This is a genomic window from Cohnella thermotolerans DSM 17683 (assembly GCF_000429825.1).
In the GTDB taxonomy this organism is placed as follows: domain Bacteria; phylum Bacillota; class Bacilli; order Paenibacillales; family Paenibacillaceae; genus Cohnella; species Cohnella thermotolerans.
Window position 1 is genome coordinate 1 of the sequence record NZ_AUCP01000068.1, and the last position, 19,413, is coordinate 19,413.

Here is a 19,413-nt window from a genome sequence, read left to right on the forward strand (position 1 = left end):
AGTGTCCAGGTGCACGACACTGTATTTGCGAAGTACTTCAGTCTCAAAGCGGCGGAACCGGCCAAGTATGCCGAAAAACGTGCCCTTGCGCTTACAGCTCGTAAATTGGTGCGGTTGGTCGATTATCTGCTGCGAACCAACCGACTTTACGAACCCAGAGAGGTGATCCGACAAAACGCATGACATAGGCCCTTTCATCTAACCGCCTATTTCCTTGATATTTAGGAAATATCTGAAAAATCTAGGTAGGGCGGGTTTAGTTTGGGTTTGCCTTTTTCCGGGTCACCCCCTGAAAAGAGTGCGGTTCATTCAAAATCATTGAATTTAAGGACTTGACATCGTACCGCTGCTCTCGATATCGTTTTTCCATTATTCAAACGGGTCTTTTGCGGGAATCGGGTCGGATTCCCGCTGCGAAACAAATGTCGGCCTTTCCCAATCCCTTTCGGATTCGGAGGGCTGGACAGGAAAGACCCCGGAAACATCGTCCGGGGGCTCTTCGTTCAAAACGTCTTTCTTTCGCTTACGCGACAACCGCCGCTTTGGCCATTTTGGCTCCCATTCCCGCCGCTCTTTCCAGTCGTGCGGCACGAACGAACCTTTGCCGAGCTTCGGCGGCTGCGGCGCACCGTCCGCCAGGAGCTTGGCCACGAAATGAAAGCGCGGCAGACCGTCCATCAGCTGCGTATAGAAAATCCGGTCTTCTTCCTTTTCCGTGTCCCGGTACGTTTCAGGCAAGATGTTCGGAACGATGGTCTGCTGCTTGAATGTACTCTCCCGTCGGATTACTCGCTTTTTGCCGAACTCCCGTGAAAACTCGACGGCGTCCTCTGCAGAAAGCCCTCCAAAAGCAATTTTGTTTCGGCAGCTTGTCATGATCGATTGCTTCATCGCCCTGGCGCTGATCTTCCCGCTTTCCACTTCCAGTTGCCCAAGCGATTGAATGGCAAAAACGCCGGCCACCCGGTATTCAGCGGCGATCGACAGAAAAAGCTCGACGTCCGGGTTGATGTAGCGGCTGTATTCGTCGACGATCAAAAAGTGCGGGATCCGGGTTCGCTCCGTACCGGGCCTGCGGAACGTACCGCTTTGAAGATGCATGACCACGAACTGGCCAAACGCATCGCCGGCTTTGCGCAGCTTGCCCATCGCCGTATTCACCGCCAGCACCCCGCCTTCCGCAAAATGGCGGTCAATGTTGATTGACGATTTGCTGCTGATCACTTTGGACAAATGCGCGTTTGAAACCAGGTTCTCCAGCTGCGCCCGCAGCCCGATGACGAACTGCTGGTACTTCTCTTTTTGGGCGCCAAGCAGTTCGGAGTGGAAAAACTGCACCAGATCGTCGTATTCTCCGAACTTGAAAGCAAGTTCTTTCACCCTGTCTTCGAGCATGACGGGATCGCGAATCGTGCGTACAACGTCGGAAAGCGTCACATCGTCCTGGTACAGCCTTTTGAGCAGCCTGGTCACGTTCCGCGCGGCCAGCTCCTGCACGGTGGCGAAAAACGCTTCCTGTTTTCCAAACAGCGATTTCAAGACCACCACCGTTGCTTCGGCCACATCGTCAATGTCGCCTTCCATCGGATTGAACACCGCACTCTCCGCGCGCTCCGGATCCACATGGACGCACGGCATGTCCATCTCGCCGCACATCTCGGCCACCATCGCCGCCATATCGCCCTTTGGTTCCACCACGGAAAGGCCCAGCGGCACGCCGCGCTTTTTCAGAAGCAGAAGCTGGTAGATCATCGGCTTTAAAAGCGTCGCTGTTTTCCCGCATCTTGTCGGGCCCACGATGAGCATGTGCGTGAAGCAGTCGTCCCCGCCCCATTCCAGTTTCACTGTGCTCACCTCCTTTCGCCTGTGATGTAAGACCGAACACCGGAAATGTCCCGGTACCAGGGATAGTCCATCCCCCAGCGCCGTTTCCACTCTGCCATGCACTGGCCGGCATCCATGCTTTGTTGAATCAGCCGGTGCAACCGGAGCGAACAGAAACTTTGGAGTTCAGCCTGCGTCCACCGTTTAGTCTTTGAACGGGATTTCTTCGCCAAGCAAAATGGTGACCTCCCCCTTATGTCGTTTGAAAAGGCTTTTGATTCTTCGCCACGGATCGTCCCCATACAGACGGCCAAGCAAATCGCGGTCGATGTTGCCGCGGCGCTGGGTAAAATTGAGCGAAACACGATAGTTGACAAAGGTCAGGAATCCTGAAACGAGCATTATCATGACCATCAGGGTCTTGGCGACGACGGCTGAAGGGATGTGGAACGGCAGCGCATGCGCATGCGCGATGAACAGCTCCATCCCCTGATAAGATATCCACACACTTATCCACATCCCGATCACGAAAAAGTGGATAAGCCAGTTTCGTTTGTGAACGATCCAGCCATACAGATACCCGATCAGACTCACGCCGGCCGGCAAAAGCAAAACATTCGGCGGCATGCGCGGCAAAAAACAAAAAACAATACCCCATCCCGCAAGGGACAGGGCAAGCCAAAGGAAACGAAGCATGCTCCCTCTCCTTTCTTATGTGTTCAAAACTGTGTTTAAAACGTCTTTTGTTGAAGTCGGCTTCGCGGAATCGTGGCGACCTCGATCCAGTGCGCTCCCTTTATCCGCTCCAGGATGGCTTTGTCTTCTTCCCACGCAAACAAAACGATTTTTGATCGAGTGTCCCGGTACTCTCTAAGCGCACGTTCCAGCAATACATTGTCACCGGTCAGGGTTTCGACGGCGAATCGTTCCCCATTCGGCGTTTTCAGCTCGTGCCGAAACCGCCACCGGTTCTCCGGCGCATCCACCAGTTCCCCATGCTCCCGAACCAGTTCCGGCAGCCGACTTCCGAACACCAGTTCCCGCATGATTGTGATTCCCTCATCATTCAGCGGCAACACATGCACCGGTTTCCCGCCGGTAGACCAGCGGATTCCTTCAAAAGGCGTTTTGTCGCCTTTGTGAAAGACCAGGTAGCGGCTGATGTTCGATTTCGGCGCTCCGATCTCCCGCACCAGCCGCTGGATCGTCTTTTCCTTCGGGTTCTCCCGCACGATATACAGGGCACAGTCGCCGTCAGGGAGCTCGAAGCCGCCCAAGACCAATTCGCTTCGGTTCATCTCGTGTTTTCGCTTGAACGCGCGTGAGTCCAGATACGGAATGTCGGGAAGCGTGAATCGCAGTTCACTAGCTTCCATCATCACGTCCCTTTGTATCGGTGAAAATTCCAAATCCCTTGCTCTTACTGCTTCGCCCTCTTTGAGCGCTCCACGTTCGACTAATAACCTCACCCCCCGTTCCGTGATCCGATAAATTGCCTCGTTCCTGCCGTTCATTCGGATTCTTTCACTTGTGACGAGCCATTCTTTTTTCATCACGCTCATTCGCCGATTTCCGTGACTTTTGTTTTCCTTGAACCATCGTTCCAGTATCTGTTCAAGCTTGACCATCCGCATCCGGTAAAGTTCCAGCAGAATGCCGATATCCCTTTCTGTCCATTCCCGTTTCCGGGTCCGCTTCTTCTTCGGTTCCTCGATCATCCTGATGTCTTCCGGCAAATCGATCCCCGCTTTGATAAGTTCCCGCTTCCCCTTTATCTTGATGAAGTATTTGCTGGCCCGCCTGCCGTTTTTCCACACCCCCTTTCGTTCCAACAGTTGTTCCTTACACATCTGCCACAACCGTCTCTTGCCGTAAGATTCGGATTCGTAGTAGGCCAGCAGATCATCTCGCCACATCCCGCCTGATCGATAGATGGATTCCATCACCTGGATATCCCGATGCGTCCAACGCACCCGATCACCCCCTTCTTTGCTGGAAATGAGACGGGCTGGTTTCAGTCGGTTTGGAACGGGCAAGGAGAGCGGTGATGGGGGCTGTTTGCTCAGTCAATCGCTGGTCACGCTGATCGCGTGCCTGCGCGAAAGACTTCGCAAACCTCTCGTTCTTTTGCCCTCATGCAACTTTTTCATTTTGATTTCTACCGATCAAGATTTTCAACCCACTTTGGCGATGCTTTTATCGTGGTTGTTTTGCGTCGATGCAAAAGTCATCAGAAATATCCCGAAAACGATAGCCGGATTTGTATCTTTCTTCCACATATTGAATCAATTTCATGCTGTTTTTTTCTTCCGTCACAAACATGGAGACATGGTTCCGTTTGTCGATATCCAGAAACCCTTTTTCCATGTATGACATTTTTGTCCATTCGTCGCCGCTAATGATATTGATGTTCCGCAAGGCATTGATCAACGTGCTTCTATTGCGGTTATCCAAGTCTCGTATGCCCAAATCTTTAAAAAAATGAGCCACGTAAACAAACGCCCGGCCAAAAGGTTCGATTGTTTCGTGTCCGGCCATCGCCCTGAATCCTTCATACGTTGCCCGGTTATAGTAATCACGTACGGCGTCCTGGTAATCTTTCATTACACGTTCCCGCGTAAATCCACCGCGGTCGAAGTACAGCGGTAACATGCCATCGTAGGAAAACTGATATGCCACTTCCCCGCCCAAATCATGCCGGGTGACGTAACACGGCGGGTATGGCATATCAATAGGCAAATCGATATCTAACATCTTTAATTCTTCTGCAATGGCTTGCCCAAGATGGAGTTGCATCAAGACGGCATGCTGGTATGCCGTCCGAAGATACTCAAGCGATTCAGTCACAGTAAAACTCCTTTCAATAGTGCATCAGTTCACGCGCTTCAAGTGATGCACTTGTTTATTTCAAGCGCATCACACGGAAGCGCATCGGTCAGTTCAGAAAAGCAAACGGATCGTCGTTCTTCTTCGGCTTCTTTTTCTCCATGGGTTCATCCAGAAGCGTATCCAAATCCGCCTTTTCTTCCTGCTTTTTGGCGGCGTATCCGGCCAGCGCAAGCGCTGCTTCATCTTCGGCATCATCCCGTTGCCCGGTCACCACGGCTTCAGTCAGTTCCACGACACGCTTCGGCAGCGGAAGCCCCGCAAACAGGGTGTATACGGCGAGATGAGAGGCATAATCGTCCGCGTAGATCGCGATCGGCGCCTCTTCCATACCGGGTGTATTCACCAGCTTCGTCACTTCATCCAGCATCGTCATGGTGAAAATCCGTTTGGCTTCTTTGGGGCTGGCCGTCATACTGATGGCGGCGGCTGTCGCTTTCTCCGGATCGTATCCGTCCGAGAGGATGCCGATGGACTGGCGGATCGGAAGCATGTAGCTGTCCGGCATATTCGGATTGACCGCCGTTTCAGGAATCTCACACTTCCCGAATGTGATGCATCCGCTTCGCTGAAACATTTTGAGAAGTTCCGACGAATCGAAGTGATACGTTCCCAGCGGATTGAAGCTGGCGGTGACGATATTGATTTCATGCAGGAGCCTTGCAACCGTGTGATTGCAGTGCCGCATGAAATCTCCAATCGCCTTGTCCGGATGGGTTTGCAAATACTCCCGGTATAGCTTTTCGTTGTCCACCACGATGATGCTGCCAAGCCCCTTCATCGCCTTCTGGATGATTTGCAACCGTTGAAGCGCATTGTTCAGGACGGTCCGGCCCTCATTCAATCTCGGAAGCGTCAGAATGAGTCCAAAGCGACCCGCAAAGCCGTTTTGGTGCAGCATCCGCGCGGCCTCGATCACGGCTCCGGTTCCGGTTCCTCCGCCAAGTCCGCAACATACGAAGACAAGCTCGCGGTCAAAAAACTCGCTTTCGATAAGTTTTGCGATGTCCTCTTTGTGTTCCAAAAAGGCTTCTTGTCCTTTATCGATGTCGCGGGCTACACCTTTCTCATAGCCGCGGAGCATTTTCTTTGTCATGTTTGCCATGTTCGGCAGCTTGCGAAGGTCGATCTCGTTCGTGTTTACGAGAATCGCCTTGTACGGATGATGGTCTTTCATTCGCACCGACGCACACGCATGCGCGATGGATGTGCCGCCCATCCCCAGGCCCAAAAAGCCGTATTTCAGGCTGATTCGCATGTTCATCCACCTTTCATATGTTGAATGAGTTCTTTTCCCAGAGCGGATACCGTGTACATTTTCGCCTTCCCCTTCGGCGTAACCGTAACCAGCGCCGCGCCTTCAAGACGGGCTGCAAGTTCATCCAGTAAATGCCTGGACCGGATCGGCATTTCTGCCTCATCCGGTTTAGCACGACGAAAGTATATGTTGGTCACATCGCGGAGTTTCTCCTTAGCCACGGGTTTCCCATGCCACGCCAGCGCCGCCAGCACCCATGCGCCGTCTCCGATGCTTCTGGATAAAGCGGACAAAATCTGATCCCGCGTCACGTCTTTTCCCTCCCTTCACCCTTTGTAAATAAAAAAAGCCCCTGCAGGAAGGCAGAGGCGTCTCTAAACGTGTATAAATCTCTTTTATCAACCATTTATTTGACCATCAAATTCAAACGTCTCTCCGCCTGGCGGCCTCTCCCTGACATCGCAGTCCCTCCATAAAAAGAAAAAGCCCGCCGGTTAAGGCGGGCATCAATCTTCCGGCGAAAGCCGGTCGTTATTGCACCCGGTGAATTTGATAAAATTCTGTCCATTTGTTTCGGACATACACCCTCACCGTATCCGTTTTGATGACACCGTTCGAATACGTTACCTTAAATTCGATATCCAAATAACCGTTTTGCAGATTTTCCAACCGGTTGTTATCGCCTGTGTAGGTGACCGAATGGTCGGTGATCTTGCCGCTCCACTTTGACTTTGCGGCGTTGTCGGGCGAAAGCGTCTCTTTGATCATTTTCCCGTTCCACCAGTAAGGAATTGCGCTGCCGTCCGCCGTGACTTCGACTTTGGTTGCGACTGTGGAGGTGCCTGTGTCCGTGGTATCCGCATGGAGGACGAACGCCTCACCGGCCCAAAATTCGTCGGGCTGGCGGTAGTCTTCGTCCGTCGGCCTCAGGCCTCTGTTAAACCGGTCGATTTTCTCCTGCCAGGCAGAGGTGTGCGTGACTGTGCCTGTTATGCCAAGCGGCAGCACGGACACGGTTTTGGAAATGCTCGACGACGCTCCTTTCGGGTCGCGCACGGTCAGGGTCACGGTGTACGTGCCGGTCCGGTTCTTTGTATCCGCGCCGGGAATGGTGAAATCCCTGCTGGTACCGCTGCGGCTGTAACCATTTGGTCCGCCTACAGTCCACTGATACGTGAGCGGATCCCCGTCCGGATCGGAGGACTGGTTGATCAGGGTAATGGTGTCGCCCTCATACGGCGGCTTCGGCGTCCAGTCAAAATTGGCGACCGGCGGCCTGTTGTTGACGATCTGAATCGTTTTTGTCACCGTCTGCACGTTACCGTTCGGCGTCCGCGCCGTCCATTCGACCACGTAGTTTCCGTCCGGAACACCGGTCAGGGTCGTGTTCGCCGACCAGGCTTTGCTGCCAACGCCGTTAGCGTTCGTTACGGTTCCGGAAAGGGTAAGCGACCTCTGATACGGCGTACCTTTCAGAAGAATCACCGTTACTTGATTGGGATACTCTGTTGTCGTCGCCCGGACGGTCAGCGGGTATCCCGCAGCGACTTTGTTTATGTCGGACGTACCGCTTTGGTCGATCTGACCGGAAAGATTGATCGGCGTCAGAACGCGAAGGTTGAAATCTTTGAAGGCGCTTGTCCCGTTGGAACCGTTCGCCCTCACCCGGAACGTGTAGTTCCCGTCCGGCGTCGTCGGCGGGATGGCCAGCACCTCGTCGTTCCAAAAGATTTCGCTGCCCTTCTTTGTGCCTGTATAGTAGCGCACCGTCCGGTTCAGGATGCTGCCCGAAACGTCCATCAAAAACTGCAAATCCACATTATAAGGGAACCTCGTCCACAGGTTGTAGGCGCGCACGCTCTCGCTGGCCGGAACTCCGCCTGCGATCGTAAACGCGCTGTCTTCGGCGCGCAGTTCCGCCTTGAGCTGCGGCGGCGGAGCGGCCGCCAGCGTGAAATCCATCATGAACGGATCCGACCAGGCGCCCTCCACATCCCGAACCAGATATTCCAGATGATACGTCCCCGGTTCCAGTTGGTCCGGAATTTTGTAGAACCATTCGCCGCCGTCGCGCTGGTATCTGATCTTTCGTTCCACAATCCCTTTGGAGACCGGATCGCTGATGTTGTGATCCAGGTCGTAAGACTGATCCACCCAAGTGGTGTCGTAACAACCGCAAGCGGTGTCGTAGGTCCAATCCAGCTCGGCTCGCGCGATCGGCTTGCGGTGCGCCCGGATGACGGTAAACGACTCGTTGGACCAATAGGCGTAGGACTGCAAAGCGGGATCGTCGGACGGCCGGTCCTTCACCCGGCGGTAGATGATGTATTCCCCCGGCAGATCAAACCGGTTGCGCAGCGCTTCATCCGTCCATCCGTCCGTATCGTATTCACGCAGGGCAAAGTCGGCATGGCCCATCGGATTGTCATAGTAGTTCTCGTCATGAACGTACATCGTTTGCCTTTGCGCGATCGGGTCATTCTCCGGATCGGTTTCATCGGTCAGCAGGTTGAACGTCTGCCCGATCAGCACCGTCTGCGAAGCGGCGGGCGGGCTTTGCGAAGCGATCCAGGCGATCGCTTTATCAATCAGCGTCCGGATGTCCTCTCCCTTGTTCTCAATGAAGTGATCGTATTCGGTCTGGTTCCTGATCGCCGCGGCGCCGATCAGGACGATTTTGGCGTCGGAAACTCCCTTTACCTTGTTGAAATCGGCCAGTTCGCTGATGCCGCCGTCGGAGACGTAAACGATATATTTGTCGGCAACGGCGCGCGCAAACGGATTCTGATACGGCTGACGGACATCCTTGGAAATGACGCCGGCATACGTGCCGTACCAGTTGCTGACCCAACGGACGTCGGGCACCCACACCTGTTTGTAGGTCGTCGGAATCCACACCTGCTTGTATGTCGTGTCCACCCATACCTGATAAGGGATGGATTTGGTGTAAGGCGTGGAATTGGAGGATGTGCACGATCCCGGATGATCATAAAAGATGCCGCTGTCGCTGTAACCTTTGCACCACTGTTCAGTTCGATACCGGGTTTCATAGTGCCCGGGCACGTCGACCTCCGTCTCATAATGGCCAGGCACATCGACAACCGTTTCATAATGACCGTAATCATGATAGGAACCGTTGTCCGAAGCCGACTGCAGCGTCAGCGTGCCGCAATACCCGCCGGCGCAGTAGGAATACGTGCCGGGCGGGTAACTGCCGGTGTGCACGACCGTTGAAGCCGGCTGGCTGTACGTATACGTATGCATGTCCCACACGTAAAGGTTCGGATCCATGCCGTAATAACGCATCTGGTTGTTGATTTCGACGCCGCTGCTTTTCACATCGTCGATTTTGCTTTGCGCCAAATTTTTGTCGAGCAGAATGGCCGTATCGACCTGTTGCCGGATCGAGGGAATGTCCGTGTAAATATCGGAGTACGGGATGTAGTTGTCGACCTCAAACTCCATCTCTGCCACGGTCACCCGTCGGTCCGCCTCGGTGATGAATTCCGGGAACGTCTCCTGTCCGAAATCTTCGTCGACTTTCGCGACGATCCGGTATTTGCCCAGTTTGCCTCCTTTCGGCACGTACTCCGTCACCGGACCGGTAAACGAGTCGATCTTTTGCGCGTACGTCCCGTCTCCATTGACATCGTAAAAAACTTCAATCTGTTGGTTCCGGATGATGTCCCCGTCCGTGCTGACCGCGTCGTAAAAGAGGCTGAGCGGTTCCGCGCGCGAAATCTGGCTGGAATACGGATGCAGGATGACCGCCGGCGCATAGTCGGGAACGACCGTAAACTTAAGCACATACGGGTCGGATGTCCGGCCGAGCGCGTTGGTCACCGTCAGGGTGAGTTCGTACTCGCCGGCCTTTTTGTACAGAAACTCCTTGCGATCCCGCCCATCCACCTTCATGCGTCTGTCCGAATCCGAACCGTCGACGGCCCGCCACGTCCACTTCGCATCCACAAGCGGATAGGCGGCCAGCACGAACGGATCATTGGCGTTCGGATCATTGGACGTGTTCTCAACCGCCATTTTCCGGTTCTCCTTGAAGCTTCCTCCGTACAGTTTGAACTGGGCGCGGGGCTTCGTATCGTGGACGTTGACGATCCGGTAGGTGTCGCACATGTCGGCGCCGTTCGCATCTTCCCCCGGAAGCGGCTCCCACTTCATCGTGACCGTGACCAGGCCGTCCTTGTCATCGCCAAAGACATAGTTGCCGCTGAAAAACTGTTCCGCGTCGACCGGAACGCCGTCGACCCAAACGCTGCGGGACGCAATCCGCGAAAGATCCGTCTCGTCCGAGGCGGGAAACGGCACGATGTCGAACGCGTCGTCCGGAATGTTCGGCTTGCAGGCGAGCGGCGGCGGGCCTTCCTCCGGCGGCGGAAGCGGTGAAGACCGCGGCGCCGGAACCGGCGGCGTCCCGTCAAATTTGATCGTCCAGGTAGTGGAACCCACGTCCGGCGAAGGGTTATTGTAGTAATACGCCTTGGCCGTCAGGGTGATGGTGACCTGATCGTTTTTCTTCACCTTCGACTTGTCGAAGGTGACGGACAGGTCGGGAGACCGCAGCGCTTTTTGCCGGTGGTTTTGCAGCACGAGATCGCCGTTTTTGGTGGACAGGAGCGTTTCGCTCTTCGATCCGCCGGGCCAGGAATATGTCACATCCAACTCCCATTTTTCAATGTCAAAGCGCGTATAGTACCGGGCTTTCTCGAAAGAGTCATCGACATAAGCGTCGTCATTGACCTTTCCGGAAAGCTCCCAGGACCAGGTGAACGTGGGGCCGAGCTTTCCCAAGTCCGTTGTTTTGATTTCCGGCTTCGGCTTGATCTCCGCCGTCACGCCGGGCTTTTCCTTGTCGCCGGGCCCGAGCCGGTCGATCGGATACGTCTGGTACCAGACGGATCCGTTGTCGTTTTGGTGAAACAGCCTCCCCGACCCCGGCAGCTGGCTGGTCGGCGCCTGCTGCACGTACATGTAGTCGAACAGGTTCTTGGGGTTGTTCGGGTCCGTCACCACATCCTTGGCCTGGTACTTGACGGTCACCTGGCTGCTTTTGATGATTTTGTTGACGGTGGCAATGAAGTCTTTTCCTTTGCCGTAAATTTGGTCTATTCTGTCGATTAGATTGGTTCCCATCCAAAAAGGCCCGAAATCATTGGGTTTGTTCCGGTTTCCGGCAAGCAGCGGGCTGGACCAGGGGCGGTAGATGTATTTTTTCAGGCTCGGGTCCACGCCGCTGTTTTTGTCGTCCGGAAAATACGGGTTGGTGTACAGGTTGCCGTTGACGTCCCAGCCGTAGTAGCGGTACTCGCCGGGCTCGCTCCCCTTGTTGAAATAGGGATGGATCCCTGCGCGGTCCGTGCGTTTGTTTCCGCTTTTGTCTTTCCAGTAGGTCCGAAAATCGGCGGGCCCGTTGGCCGCCTCCGGCGTGCCGTAGGCGAGGACGGGTTCACCCGCCGCCAGCGTGTCCGCGTACAGTTTGTAGTTGAAAAATAAATAGACGGACGGGCTGCTTCCCGTCCGTTTAACGCATCTTATACCGTTTGGCGGGTTTTGTCCCGGAAACATGGCGTCATAGGCCGCTTCGCACGCGGCAAGCGAGGAAAGCGGCGCGGCTTCGGACACAGACGGAAACGATGGAAGCAGGCCCGCCGCCAGCGCCAGAAGCACAAGGAGCGAAACGGCCTTTTTCGCTTTTCTCATCCGCATTCGTCCCTCACCCCTCCGTTTCTTTCTGATCCCGGTACGCCGAAATGCCGATGTTGAGCGCGTCCCCGTGCGAGACGAGCACGATCTGCCGGCCCTCCACCGTTTGTTTTACCGTTTCGTTTTCGCCGCGGCGCGCTTTGAGGACGGCGGACTCGATGAGCCGGTAGACGGACTCGGCTTCTTTCTCAAAGATCAGCGACAAAAAATGCTTCAGCTCCCCGCTTGCCCTCTCCAGCCGTCCTTCCGCCGTTGCCACGCCCAGTCCGTAGACGTTTCCGGAAAAACTTATACCGAAGTCGTCTCTTACCTTCCAGTTTTCAATATCCATGAAATAAAATGCCCTGACAGACTCGTCCCTTAACTGCTCGTTTTCAAAGTAGGTCAAACCGTCAACGTCAGCGTATGTCGCCCCCGGATAGTCTTTTAGCCGGCTGTACATCTCATCGTAGACCCTTTTCATTTCCTCGTTTGCGAAAATGAACACCAACGTGCCGCCGTAGCTTGGATTGGGAACGATGGAATACGGCACCCCGTCGAGGCTCACGTTTACCTTGGCGCGCCGCGAATCGTCCATGAGCAGCAGGCAGATTTTGGCCGCCTCGGCGCGGGTGATCGTCCCTTTCGGGTTGAAATACCCGTTGTTTCCGACCATGATGCCGCGCAGCGCAACGTCGCCCACAGACTCCTGCAAATAAAAGTCCACGCGGTCGAAATCCTTGAACAGCTGCGCGTCCGCCAGCATGGAGTACTCCCGGACATGCTGGCCGCGGAATGTGCTATCGAGACTTGAAATAAATTTTGCGGCCTGCTCACGGGTGATCGGTTCCTCAAAGCGGCCGTCAAATTCGTCGTGAATGAAGCCGTTGTTTTTGGCCGTGTCGATGTAGTTTTTGTACCAGGGCGTTCCTTCCTCAAAGCTTGTGGTGTCGTTGTTGAGATTCCGTCTGAACCATTCGGGCACCATGTTCAGATACTTTTCGCTCCACCAGACAAAGCCCATCGAGTCATCGGTGAGCGACAAAAACGCCATCTTGATGAACTGCGCCGCCGATACGGGGTCGTTCGGGCGAAACGTGCCATCGGGGAATCCGTTGATATACCCGCGCTCCACGCCGGTTTGGATCGCCTCGTAAGCCCAGTGAGTGGGTGGAACGTCCCGGAAACCGGCGGACGCCGGCGGGTCGGACGGCTGGCCGTATGCCAAGGATACGGGAAACAACCCGGCCAAAACCGCAATCATCAGCCGCAAAATGAAGTTCCTTTTCATAATGGCAACCTCCCTCTTCCTTTTGGGAAAAATTCGACATTGGGAGAAATGCGTTCTCTTTCTGCAACCTTGGCCGCATGCCGTTTTTCGGCTCCTGGGGCTGCCGAAGCGATGACAAGCCGGTCCGCCCAGGGGACTTTTTGCGCTTCTTTGACGACGCGGTTTATCCCTTTTTGTTTCAATTCCAAGCGTACAGCGTTTGAAACGGAGCCCGGCAAACGGCTGATCTCGACGATACGCACCCCCTGTCCATCCATCGCAGCATATTCCACTTGCAATTTCCGCTTCTTGCGGGTCCAAATGCGATACCCGGCGAACTTGGCCGCAATGAATGACAGGACCGCAGCGGCAAAACCTATCGAAATGGAATTCAGCATTTCGGGCCGCACATACACGGCAATCCCATACACCAATACGACGCCTGCCATACCGCGGACCATGTCATAGGCGGCCGGTTTGGGTTTGACCATGCAATTCCAAAACCCGGGGGCGGCCCATTTTGCTATTTTGAAAACTATGCGGAGTATGGCAAACAAGATCAGGATATACAGGACAAAAAACAAAAGGTATCCCAAAAACGACTCTTGTTCGTCTTTCCGCATTTTGCCCATCTCCTTATCTGCTGCGTTTAAAACTTGTTTTGAATTTTTTCCCCAAAACGAAAAATGCCCCCGAAACGGGGTTCATTTTGGAAAATGTTTCCATATTTTAGGTTGGGCTTCGCCCACTTTTGCTCTTATTTTACCACGAAGCGGAATTGCTGTAAAGACGTATGAAACGGGAAAACCTTCGATACTAAGGCATCGTTACGAAATAACTTCCACTAAATTACCGACAAAGCTTTGCCGGAAAAAGTGGGAACTAATTTTGTAACGAGCCCTAACTCATGATCATGTGGCTGCCTCCTTCATCACATATTCCTGAATCGCCGGTACGCGGACCGGTTCCTGGTCCATGCCTCGAACCAGCTTCGGATGCGCCGTCTCGATGACCGCCACAACGGCCGGTCCGCGCAGGTACTTGGCGATGCGGTACGTTTCATTTTCGTAAAGGTACGGGAACGTGTGCGTCCTTTCGTCCAGCACTTCGAAATGGACAATGCGGACCGGCGCGGTCAAAGGACTGCCGGGAAGGGGCGACAGATTTTCGTCGAGGCCCAGATTTGCCCGGAGCGTCCCTTTGAACTGTTCCAGCGCATCGTCAAAGTCAATCACCAGCATCCCCTCATTCAAATCATCCGTGTGCGTCAATTGCACCGCGTCGTGGGTCGCCATGTTGTTCGCGTTTTTCAATTGAGTTCGCACAAGATCCCACGCCTGGTTCTGTTCCTGCATAAGCCACGTGTAAACGAAAACCAGCACCCCGAACAATACCTTGATCACCGTGTCCATTTTTCTTCCCCTACTGCACGTACTCGCTCATCACGACCGCGTGCGCGTAATGCTCCTGCGGCCATGACTCGCGCCCGAACCGGTACAAAAACATCGGAAGCCGCGGCGCCCGAATCCGCACGTCGATCCGCTCGCCGCGGTCCACCGTCGTGCTTGTCGATTCCACCGTCACCTGTGCGGGATCGAATCCGGCGGCCGCCAGATTGTCCAAAATCTCCTGCCTGAGTTGCGGTGTCACGCCTCCCGCGGGAGCCGCTTTCTGAGCGGCATACTCCGCGTTCGATTTCACGGCCAAATCCAACAGGTAGTCCAAGTAGCTCAGGGACGGCTGTATCAGGATGAGAAGGGCAAACCAAAAGAATAAAAGGCGGGCCAGCACCCCCGAAATCAATTGTTATTCGCTCCCTTCAGTAGTTTTCTGTCCGCTTCAAAATCGAAACGATACCGTCCTGCGCCTCCCCAAGCCAGCCGAACACAAAAGTCAGTACGATCCCGACCACAAGCAGCGTAATCGACACCCAAAAAGCCGTTCCCAATGTTTTGTCCTTCATGACATGAGGGACACCCGAGGCGTCCCTCATTCCCTCCCTGTCCGGATTCTTACGGCGATTCGTTGACCGCAGGCGGCACGGCAATGGCCGGCCGGTGACTGTCCACGTCATTAAGCGTATCTCCGACGAAGCTTACGAAGAATGTTCCGGCAATCCCCACGATCAGCATGCCGATCAAAAACCAAAACCCGTATCCCAACGCCTTGTCTTTCATAGCAAACAGCACTCCTTTACAAAATTTGTTCTTTCACGATCATGACATACTGGATTACCAGCGTCACGATCATCACCATGACGGCAAACGACGGAACCGCATTCAATACCGACAGCCACGGGCCAATCAGTTTCCACCTCCTTTCAAAATGACCGCGAGAAAGCTTCTCCAGAAAACCGGAAATCTCGTGCGCTTTCTGGGGCTGCCGGAGCAAGAGCGTCACATGGCGGATGAACTCGTGCCGCTCCGGAAACCTGGACTCAAACCACCCGAATGCCCGGTCCGGCCCTTCGGCGGTCAGGCGCCGCGACAGTTCCAGAAGATCGGTGCGCAGCCCCGGAAAGTATCCCGCCGCCTGCTCGCAGAAAACGGAAAGAGACGTTCGTCCCTTTTCCATCTCAAACAGTCGAACCAAAGCGATCAGTTCGCCGTCGCGCTCCAGCTCGTCCCGCCTTTTCAAAGCCCGCAGCAAGAACCGGACCGGCGAAAACGGGACGGTGCTTGTAAGCGCGACGACGAGTGCTGCGGCCAGAAGCGGACCGGCCGTCAGTTTCCCGCCGGTCGCCAGCGCCGATCCGTAAGCGTAAACCGCCCATCCGGCCGCCGTCAGGTAACGAACCGACTGGTAGGCGCGGATGTTGAGGCGAACGCCGAAGGCCTCAAACGTTTGCCGAACCGCTGCACTGTTCAGCAGCTTCTCTTCAATCAGCCGGCGAATCGGCGGAGGACGGCGATGCGACAGCATCACGCAAAAGTAGGCCCAAACCGCAGTCAGCCCCAACACGGCCATTGTTTCCAATCGAATCCCTCCTACTTATAGTCAAGCCTTGGCCGGGACAAAACGAGACTCACGACCAGGGAAATCAACACGCCAATCACGACGACTGCAAAAAAAACGGAACCCATCGCCGTTTGAAATTGCAGCCTGGCGTAAACCCGCCACGAAAGCACAAACGCCGTGCCCGCGCAAATGACGACCGTGACAAGCAGATTTCCCCATGCGCCCATCTGGATCGCATCCGACACTTCTTTTTGCGCGTTCCTTACGGCTATCCACTGCGCTTCCATGGCCTCCGCCAACCGGATCATGGCCTCGTAATACGAACCGCCGGTCCGATAGACGTACAGCACCTCCGACACGAACGCTACCGCAAACGTCGTGCCGATCGACCGCACGAAACGCTCCGTCTCCCGTTTCAGCTCGCCTTTGTGCGTATGGGCGGTTAAAACAAACGCCCACAGCTTCAGCGGCCGTTTCAGGACATTCCTCTCCGGCAGCGAATCGGCGGTTTTCGTAAGCGCCGTGTCGATGGCCAGATTGGCAACCCCCGTCAGCGTCTTCACGATTTCAAGCAGGTCGTACCCCGCCTGCACGCTTTTCGACAGGTACCGCACCCGCAAAACCAGGTACGGCACGCTGGCGGCAACGATTGCAGCGAAACACGCGAAGCCAAACCCGATTTTCACGCTGCCGGCTTCGCCCGCATTCCGCAAAAACGGGTTTCCGGTTGTAACGGGAAGCGCTGTCCCCGCCGTGGCCGTGTAAACAGCAAAGAGCGTCACCAAAAATACAAAGGCGGTCAACGCAATAAAACGGTAAGCGCTTGTACCCGCTTCGTAATTCGGCTGGACCAGATACAGCATTCGGTCCACATGCCGGTAAAACCCCCCGCCGGCCGCCTTTTCCTTTCCCAGCGCCGCCAAAAGCCGCGCGCGCTGCCGCCAGCGCCTGGCATAGGGCTGGAGGGCCGGAGAAAGGATACCCCACAGTCCGACCAGCGCGATGCTCGTGAGCGCCAGTTCAATGATCGCAATCATCTTGTGTCACCCCCTCAATACCGCATTTGATTTATGGCTTTCCACCACCGGATCGTCCAGCGGCCGTTTCGCCGCCAGTCTTTCCAGTTCGGAAATAAACGTTCTTGCGGCAACTTCGTTGGCAAACTGTATCCGGCGGCACAGTTTCTCCGAAACAACGGCGCTGTACCGCCACTCTTTTGCGCCCGGGTCCCATCGCATCCAGTCGTGCGCATACACGCGCCCGGCATTGTCGTCGTAGCAGATTTCGCACAGCCGGACGAGTTTTTTCTGCCCATTCCGAAGCGGCTCCAGAACGGCGACGACCTCGCATGATTTTAGCGTCGAGACCAGATGTCCCCGCAGGCTTCCGCCCGCATCCGTATATACCGCGAAGGCCCCCTGGTACGGAATGTCCTCCGCCTCCTTTGTGTGATACGTCCCGATCAGCCCCCGGTGCCCCTTTTCACCGGAATAGTTGTAGAACATCCATTCGCTCCAGCGCATCTCCGTCATGAACACGACATCGGGGTCGTGCCGGAGCGACTGAACCCCAACATCCATCAGTTCTTTCTCCTGAGCACGAATTGGGATGAACCGGTGTCCCTGCACGGTTAATGGCAGCGTCGATTCCGGATGCTTTTCAACCATCACGACGCCAAGCGCCGTTTCGGCGCCCGCCAGCAGTTCTCCGACCAGCGTATTGGCGAACGTCGTTTTCCCGCTCTCCACAGGACCAGAGATCACAAGGTTCGGAAACGTCAGCGCGAGCGCCCGCAATGCCGGCACGGCTTCGTGCGGAATCAGCCCGGTGCCTGCCTGGTCGTCGAGCGTCATGTACTCGACGATCTGCCGGCGGAACGTGATCGTCGTAAAACCGTCCCACACACGCGGCGGAACCCAAACCGCCGCGCGGAGGAAACGACCCGGCCACAAGGGATCGTCGATTTTCAGTTCCGCCGACGGGTTTTGCGCGTCGAGCCGCACTTTCGGATCGTGCCGAACCAGCGTCCGGCGAAGCTGTTCGACGCGGTCAAAACTCACAAACCGGTGGGGATAAAGCGCGTATTCGCCGTTTACCGACGCAAAACACTGCGTTCCCACCATCTGGAGCTTGGAGCTATTCGCCCAAGCCCGATCTGTAAACCACGCCCAAACCGGCCCGTACCCGATCCATTCCTGAAACAGCGCCCCAGTTGCGTCCAAGCCCTGGTAAGCGGCTGGAAGGACGCCCGAATACGGGTGCTCGCGCAGAAACTTTTCGATCTCGTTCAGCGCGAACAAAACCGCTTCGCGTTCGCCTAACAGCGCTCGGAGGGACAAATCGATCAGCCAATCGTCGTTTTCCATTCTCCCGACGATGTGCTCTTTCATTTTCCCGAGATAGGCGTAAAAGTCCGATTCGCCGGCTTTCTGCTGCAAAACGCGGGTTTTGAGTCGGAACATTCAGAACCACCCCTTTTTTCTTGCCACAGGCTCCTGAATGCCCATCGCGGCCAAAAAAGGTCCAACGGCGTCCTGCACCTGTTCTTGTTCTCTCTTCACAAGAGGCAGGACGAAATCTCTCACGTTGCCTTTGTACGGAAACGAAAAAAACGGCTGCGCGCCGCACGCTTCCGCCAGGGTTTTCAGCGTCATGTCCTCCGGCTGCACGCGATTGGCGATGAGGAAAAGATGTCCGGGTCCGATGCCCAGTTTCTCCGCCAGCTTTGTCATGACGGCCAGTCTTTTCAACTCGGGCTGAGTCACGAATATCCGGATAGCGGCTGACTGCATCCCGTAATACCAAAACGCGCTCTCCGGGATCGACCCGAAATCAGCCACGACGACGTCCCCTGCCTTCGATGCCGCCTCCATCAGGTGCGCCGCTTCGTCTTCCGTGAAATCCAGCGCGGAAAGCGGGTCAAAGTTGCCCGGAACATACGAAAAACCGTTCATCTTCAGCGCCTGCTCAAAATCCTCGGTTCGGAGCATCCGGCTGGTAAGCCGCTGCTTCCACCGATCGAGGCTCACGACCGTTTCTCCGTCCCAGCCAGGGTTGTAAACGTTGCAACCGATAAGCAGCACCTTTTTCGCCGCAATTTGCGCGGCGATTTGCGCCGCGATCGTTGCGGCGATTCGCGTCACCCCGACGCCCGGCAACGTCCCGAACACGCCGATCACGTTGCCCGGCCGGTCCGTTTCGCCGTACCAGCTGTCGAGAAGATCAAGCAGCGCATCCCTTCCAACCCCTGGACGCACAAAACGGACGCCGTGTTTCGCGCAAAGCGCGGCTGCCGTGTGCCAGCCGGATACTCCCCGGCGGGTATAAGCGTAAATGAGTTCGGCGTTTGGATATGTTTCTCGAAGGCGATCAATTCCGGCCAGGTCCAGGTCACGGTCCGTCACAAACAGCGCATTTTCCCTGACCGTCTCCGGCTCCGGCATAGATACGCACGGCACCACCGCATATCCGCGATCCCGAATCGCCGCAATCCAAATCGGGTCCAGTCCGACTGCGTAAA

The 19,413-nt window shown here is 55.4% G+C and carries 17 protein-coding genes and 1 pseudogene; 1 reads left to right on the forward strand and 17 read right to left on the reverse strand.

From position 1 onward, the window contains the following. A pseudogene (locus tag G485_RS30645) lies at positions 1 to 183 on the forward strand (IS110 family transposase); the annotation flags it as partial. Positions 184 to 369: 186 nt separating this feature from the next. Here G485_RS30645 and G485_RS26425 read toward each other — a convergent pair. The 17 genes from G485_RS26425 to G485_RS0113510 form a co-directional block, all read right to left on the reverse strand. Next, on the reverse strand, positions 370 to 1,845 hold the full coding sequence (locus G485_RS26425; protein WP_240489146.1) for a type IV secretory system conjugative DNA transfer family protein: 1,476 nt from the start codon (positions 1,843 to 1,845) through the stop codon (positions 370 to 372). Between the two features lie 183 nt (positions 1,846 to 2,028). Next, a complete protein-coding gene (locus G485_RS0113435) occupies positions 2,029 to 2,520 on the reverse strand; it encodes a hypothetical protein (RefSeq protein ID WP_027092982.1) in 492 nt (163 codons plus the stop codon). Between the two features lie 35 nt (positions 2,521 to 2,555). Next, positions 2,556 to 3,797: a hypothetical protein gene (locus tag G485_RS0113440; RefSeq protein ID WP_027092983.1), complete on the reverse strand. Its 1,242-nt coding sequence runs from the start codon at positions 3,795 to 3,797 to the stop codon at positions 2,556 to 2,558. A gap of 223 nt (positions 3,798 to 4,020) precedes the next feature. Continuing rightward, complete coding sequence (locus tag G485_RS0113445) at positions 4,021 to 4,671, reverse strand: hypothetical protein (protein WP_027092984.1); 651 nt, start codon at positions 4,669 to 4,671, stop codon at positions 4,021 to 4,023. An 88-nt stretch (positions 4,672 to 4,759) separates the two neighbouring features. Then, positions 4,760 to 5,968, reverse strand: coding sequence for an FtsZ/tubulin family protein (locus tag G485_RS26430; protein WP_051318260.1), 1,209 nt, complete (start codon positions 5,966 to 5,968; stop codon positions 4,760 to 4,762). Between the two features lie 2 nt (positions 5,969 to 5,970). Beyond that, positions 5,971 to 6,279, reverse strand: coding sequence for a hypothetical protein (locus G485_RS0113455; protein ID WP_027092985.1), 309 nt, complete (start codon positions 6,277 to 6,279; stop codon positions 5,971 to 5,973). A 220-nt stretch (positions 6,280 to 6,499) separates the two neighbouring features. After that, the gene (locus G485_RS0113460; protein ID WP_169732319.1) at positions 6,500 to 11,683 is read right to left on the reverse strand and encodes a PKD domain-containing protein; all 5,184 of its coding nucleotides are present in this window, start codon (positions 11,681 to 11,683) and stop codon (positions 6,500 to 6,502) included. Positions 11,684 to 11,696: 13 nt separating this feature from the next. Beyond that, on the reverse strand, positions 11,697 to 12,929 hold the full coding sequence (locus G485_RS0113465; RefSeq protein WP_240489148.1) for an S-layer homology domain-containing protein: 1,233 nt from the start codon (positions 12,927 to 12,929) through the stop codon (positions 11,697 to 11,699). Between the two features lie 23 nt (positions 12,930 to 12,952). Then, complete coding sequence (locus G485_RS0113470; protein WP_027092988.1) at positions 12,953 to 13,558, reverse strand: hypothetical protein; 606 nt, start codon at positions 13,556 to 13,558, stop codon at positions 12,953 to 12,955. A 288-nt stretch (positions 13,559 to 13,846) separates the two neighbouring features. Then, positions 13,847 to 14,347 carry a hypothetical protein gene (locus tag G485_RS28420; RefSeq protein WP_051318261.1) on the reverse strand — a complete coding sequence of 167 codons (501 nt, stop codon included), beginning with the start codon at positions 14,345 to 14,347 and terminating at the stop codon, positions 13,847 to 13,849. Positions 14,348 to 14,357: 10 nt separating this feature from the next. Next, positions 14,358 to 14,585, reverse strand: a complete 228-nt coding sequence (locus tag G485_RS29950) for a hypothetical protein (RefSeq protein ID WP_156922335.1) — start codon at positions 14,583 to 14,585, stop codon at positions 14,358 to 14,360. A gap of 169 nt (positions 14,586 to 14,754) precedes the next feature. Continuing rightward, positions 14,755 to 14,898 (reverse strand): hypothetical protein, encoded by a 144-nt coding sequence (locus tag G485_RS29955; protein ID WP_156922337.1) that lies wholly within the window; start codon positions 14,896 to 14,898, stop codon positions 14,755 to 14,757. A 49-nt stretch (positions 14,899 to 14,947) separates the two neighbouring features. Beyond that, positions 14,948 to 15,112, reverse strand: coding sequence for a hypothetical protein (locus G485_RS29960; protein ID WP_156922339.1), 165 nt, complete (start codon positions 15,110 to 15,112; stop codon positions 14,948 to 14,950). 16 nt (positions 15,113 to 15,128) lie between these two features. Continuing rightward, a complete protein-coding gene (locus tag G485_RS0113495) occupies positions 15,129 to 15,911 on the reverse strand; it encodes a hypothetical protein (protein ID WP_156922341.1) in 783 nt (260 codons plus the stop codon). Between the two features lie 11 nt (positions 15,912 to 15,922). Then, on the reverse strand, positions 15,923 to 16,930 hold the full coding sequence (locus G485_RS0113500; protein WP_027092991.1) for a hypothetical protein: 1,008 nt from the start codon (positions 16,928 to 16,930) through the stop codon (positions 15,923 to 15,925). Positions 16,931 to 16,936: 6 nt separating this feature from the next. Next, positions 16,937 to 18,259, reverse strand: a complete 1,323-nt coding sequence (locus G485_RS0113505; RefSeq protein WP_169732321.1) for an ATPase, T2SS/T4P/T4SS family — start codon at positions 18,257 to 18,259, stop codon at positions 16,937 to 16,939. Positions 18,260 to 18,355: 96 nt separating this feature from the next. Next, the gene (locus G485_RS0113510; RefSeq protein ID WP_156922343.1) at positions 18,356 to 19,336 is read right to left on the reverse strand and encodes a CpaE/TadZ family protein; all 981 of its coding nucleotides are present in this window, start codon (positions 19,334 to 19,336) and stop codon (positions 18,356 to 18,358) included. Positions 19,337 to 19,413: the final 77 nt, after the last annotated feature.

Coding starts and splice junctions, on each gene's coding strand:
- G485_RS0113465 (WP_240489148.1), bottom strand. CDS start 12,929: ATGATTGCGGTTTTGGCCGGGTTGTTTCCCGTATCCTTGGCATACGGC.
- G485_RS28420 (WP_051318261.1), bottom strand. CDS start 14,347: ATGGACACGGTGATCAAGGTATTGTTCGGGGTGCTGGTTTTCGTTTAC.
- G485_RS0113500 (WP_027092991.1), bottom strand. CDS start 16,930: ATGATTGCGATCATTGAACTGGCGCTCACGAGCATCGCGCTGGTCGGA.
- G485_RS26430 (WP_051318260.1), bottom strand. CDS start 5,968: ATGCGAATCAGCCTGAAATACGGCTTTTTGGGCCTGGGGATGGGCGGC.
- G485_RS0113505 (WP_169732321.1), bottom strand. CDS start 18,259: ATGGAAAACGACGATTGGCTGATCGATTTGTCCCTCCGAGCGCTGTTA.
- G485_RS0113470 (WP_027092988.1), bottom strand. CDS start 13,558: ATGCGGAAAGACGAACAAGAGTCGTTTTTGGGATACCTTTTGTTTTTT.
- G485_RS0113510 (WP_156922343.1), bottom strand. CDS start 19,336: ATGCCGGAGCCGGAGACGGTCAGGGAAAATGCGCTGTTTGTGACGGAC.
- G485_RS29960 (WP_156922339.1), bottom strand. CDS start 15,112: ATGAAAGACAAGGCGTTGGGATACGGGTTTTGGTTTTTGATCGGCATG.
- G485_RS29955 (WP_156922337.1), bottom strand. CDS start 14,898: ATGAAGGACAAAACATTGGGAACGGCTTTTTGGGTGTCGATTACGCTG.
- G485_RS0113435 (WP_027092982.1), bottom strand. CDS start 2,520: ATGCTTCGTTTCCTTTGGCTTGCCCTGTCCCTTGCGGGATGGGGTATT.
- G485_RS0113460 (WP_169732319.1), bottom strand. CDS start 11,683: ATGAGAAAAGCGAAAAAGGCCGTTTCGCTCCTTGTGCTTCTGGCGCTG.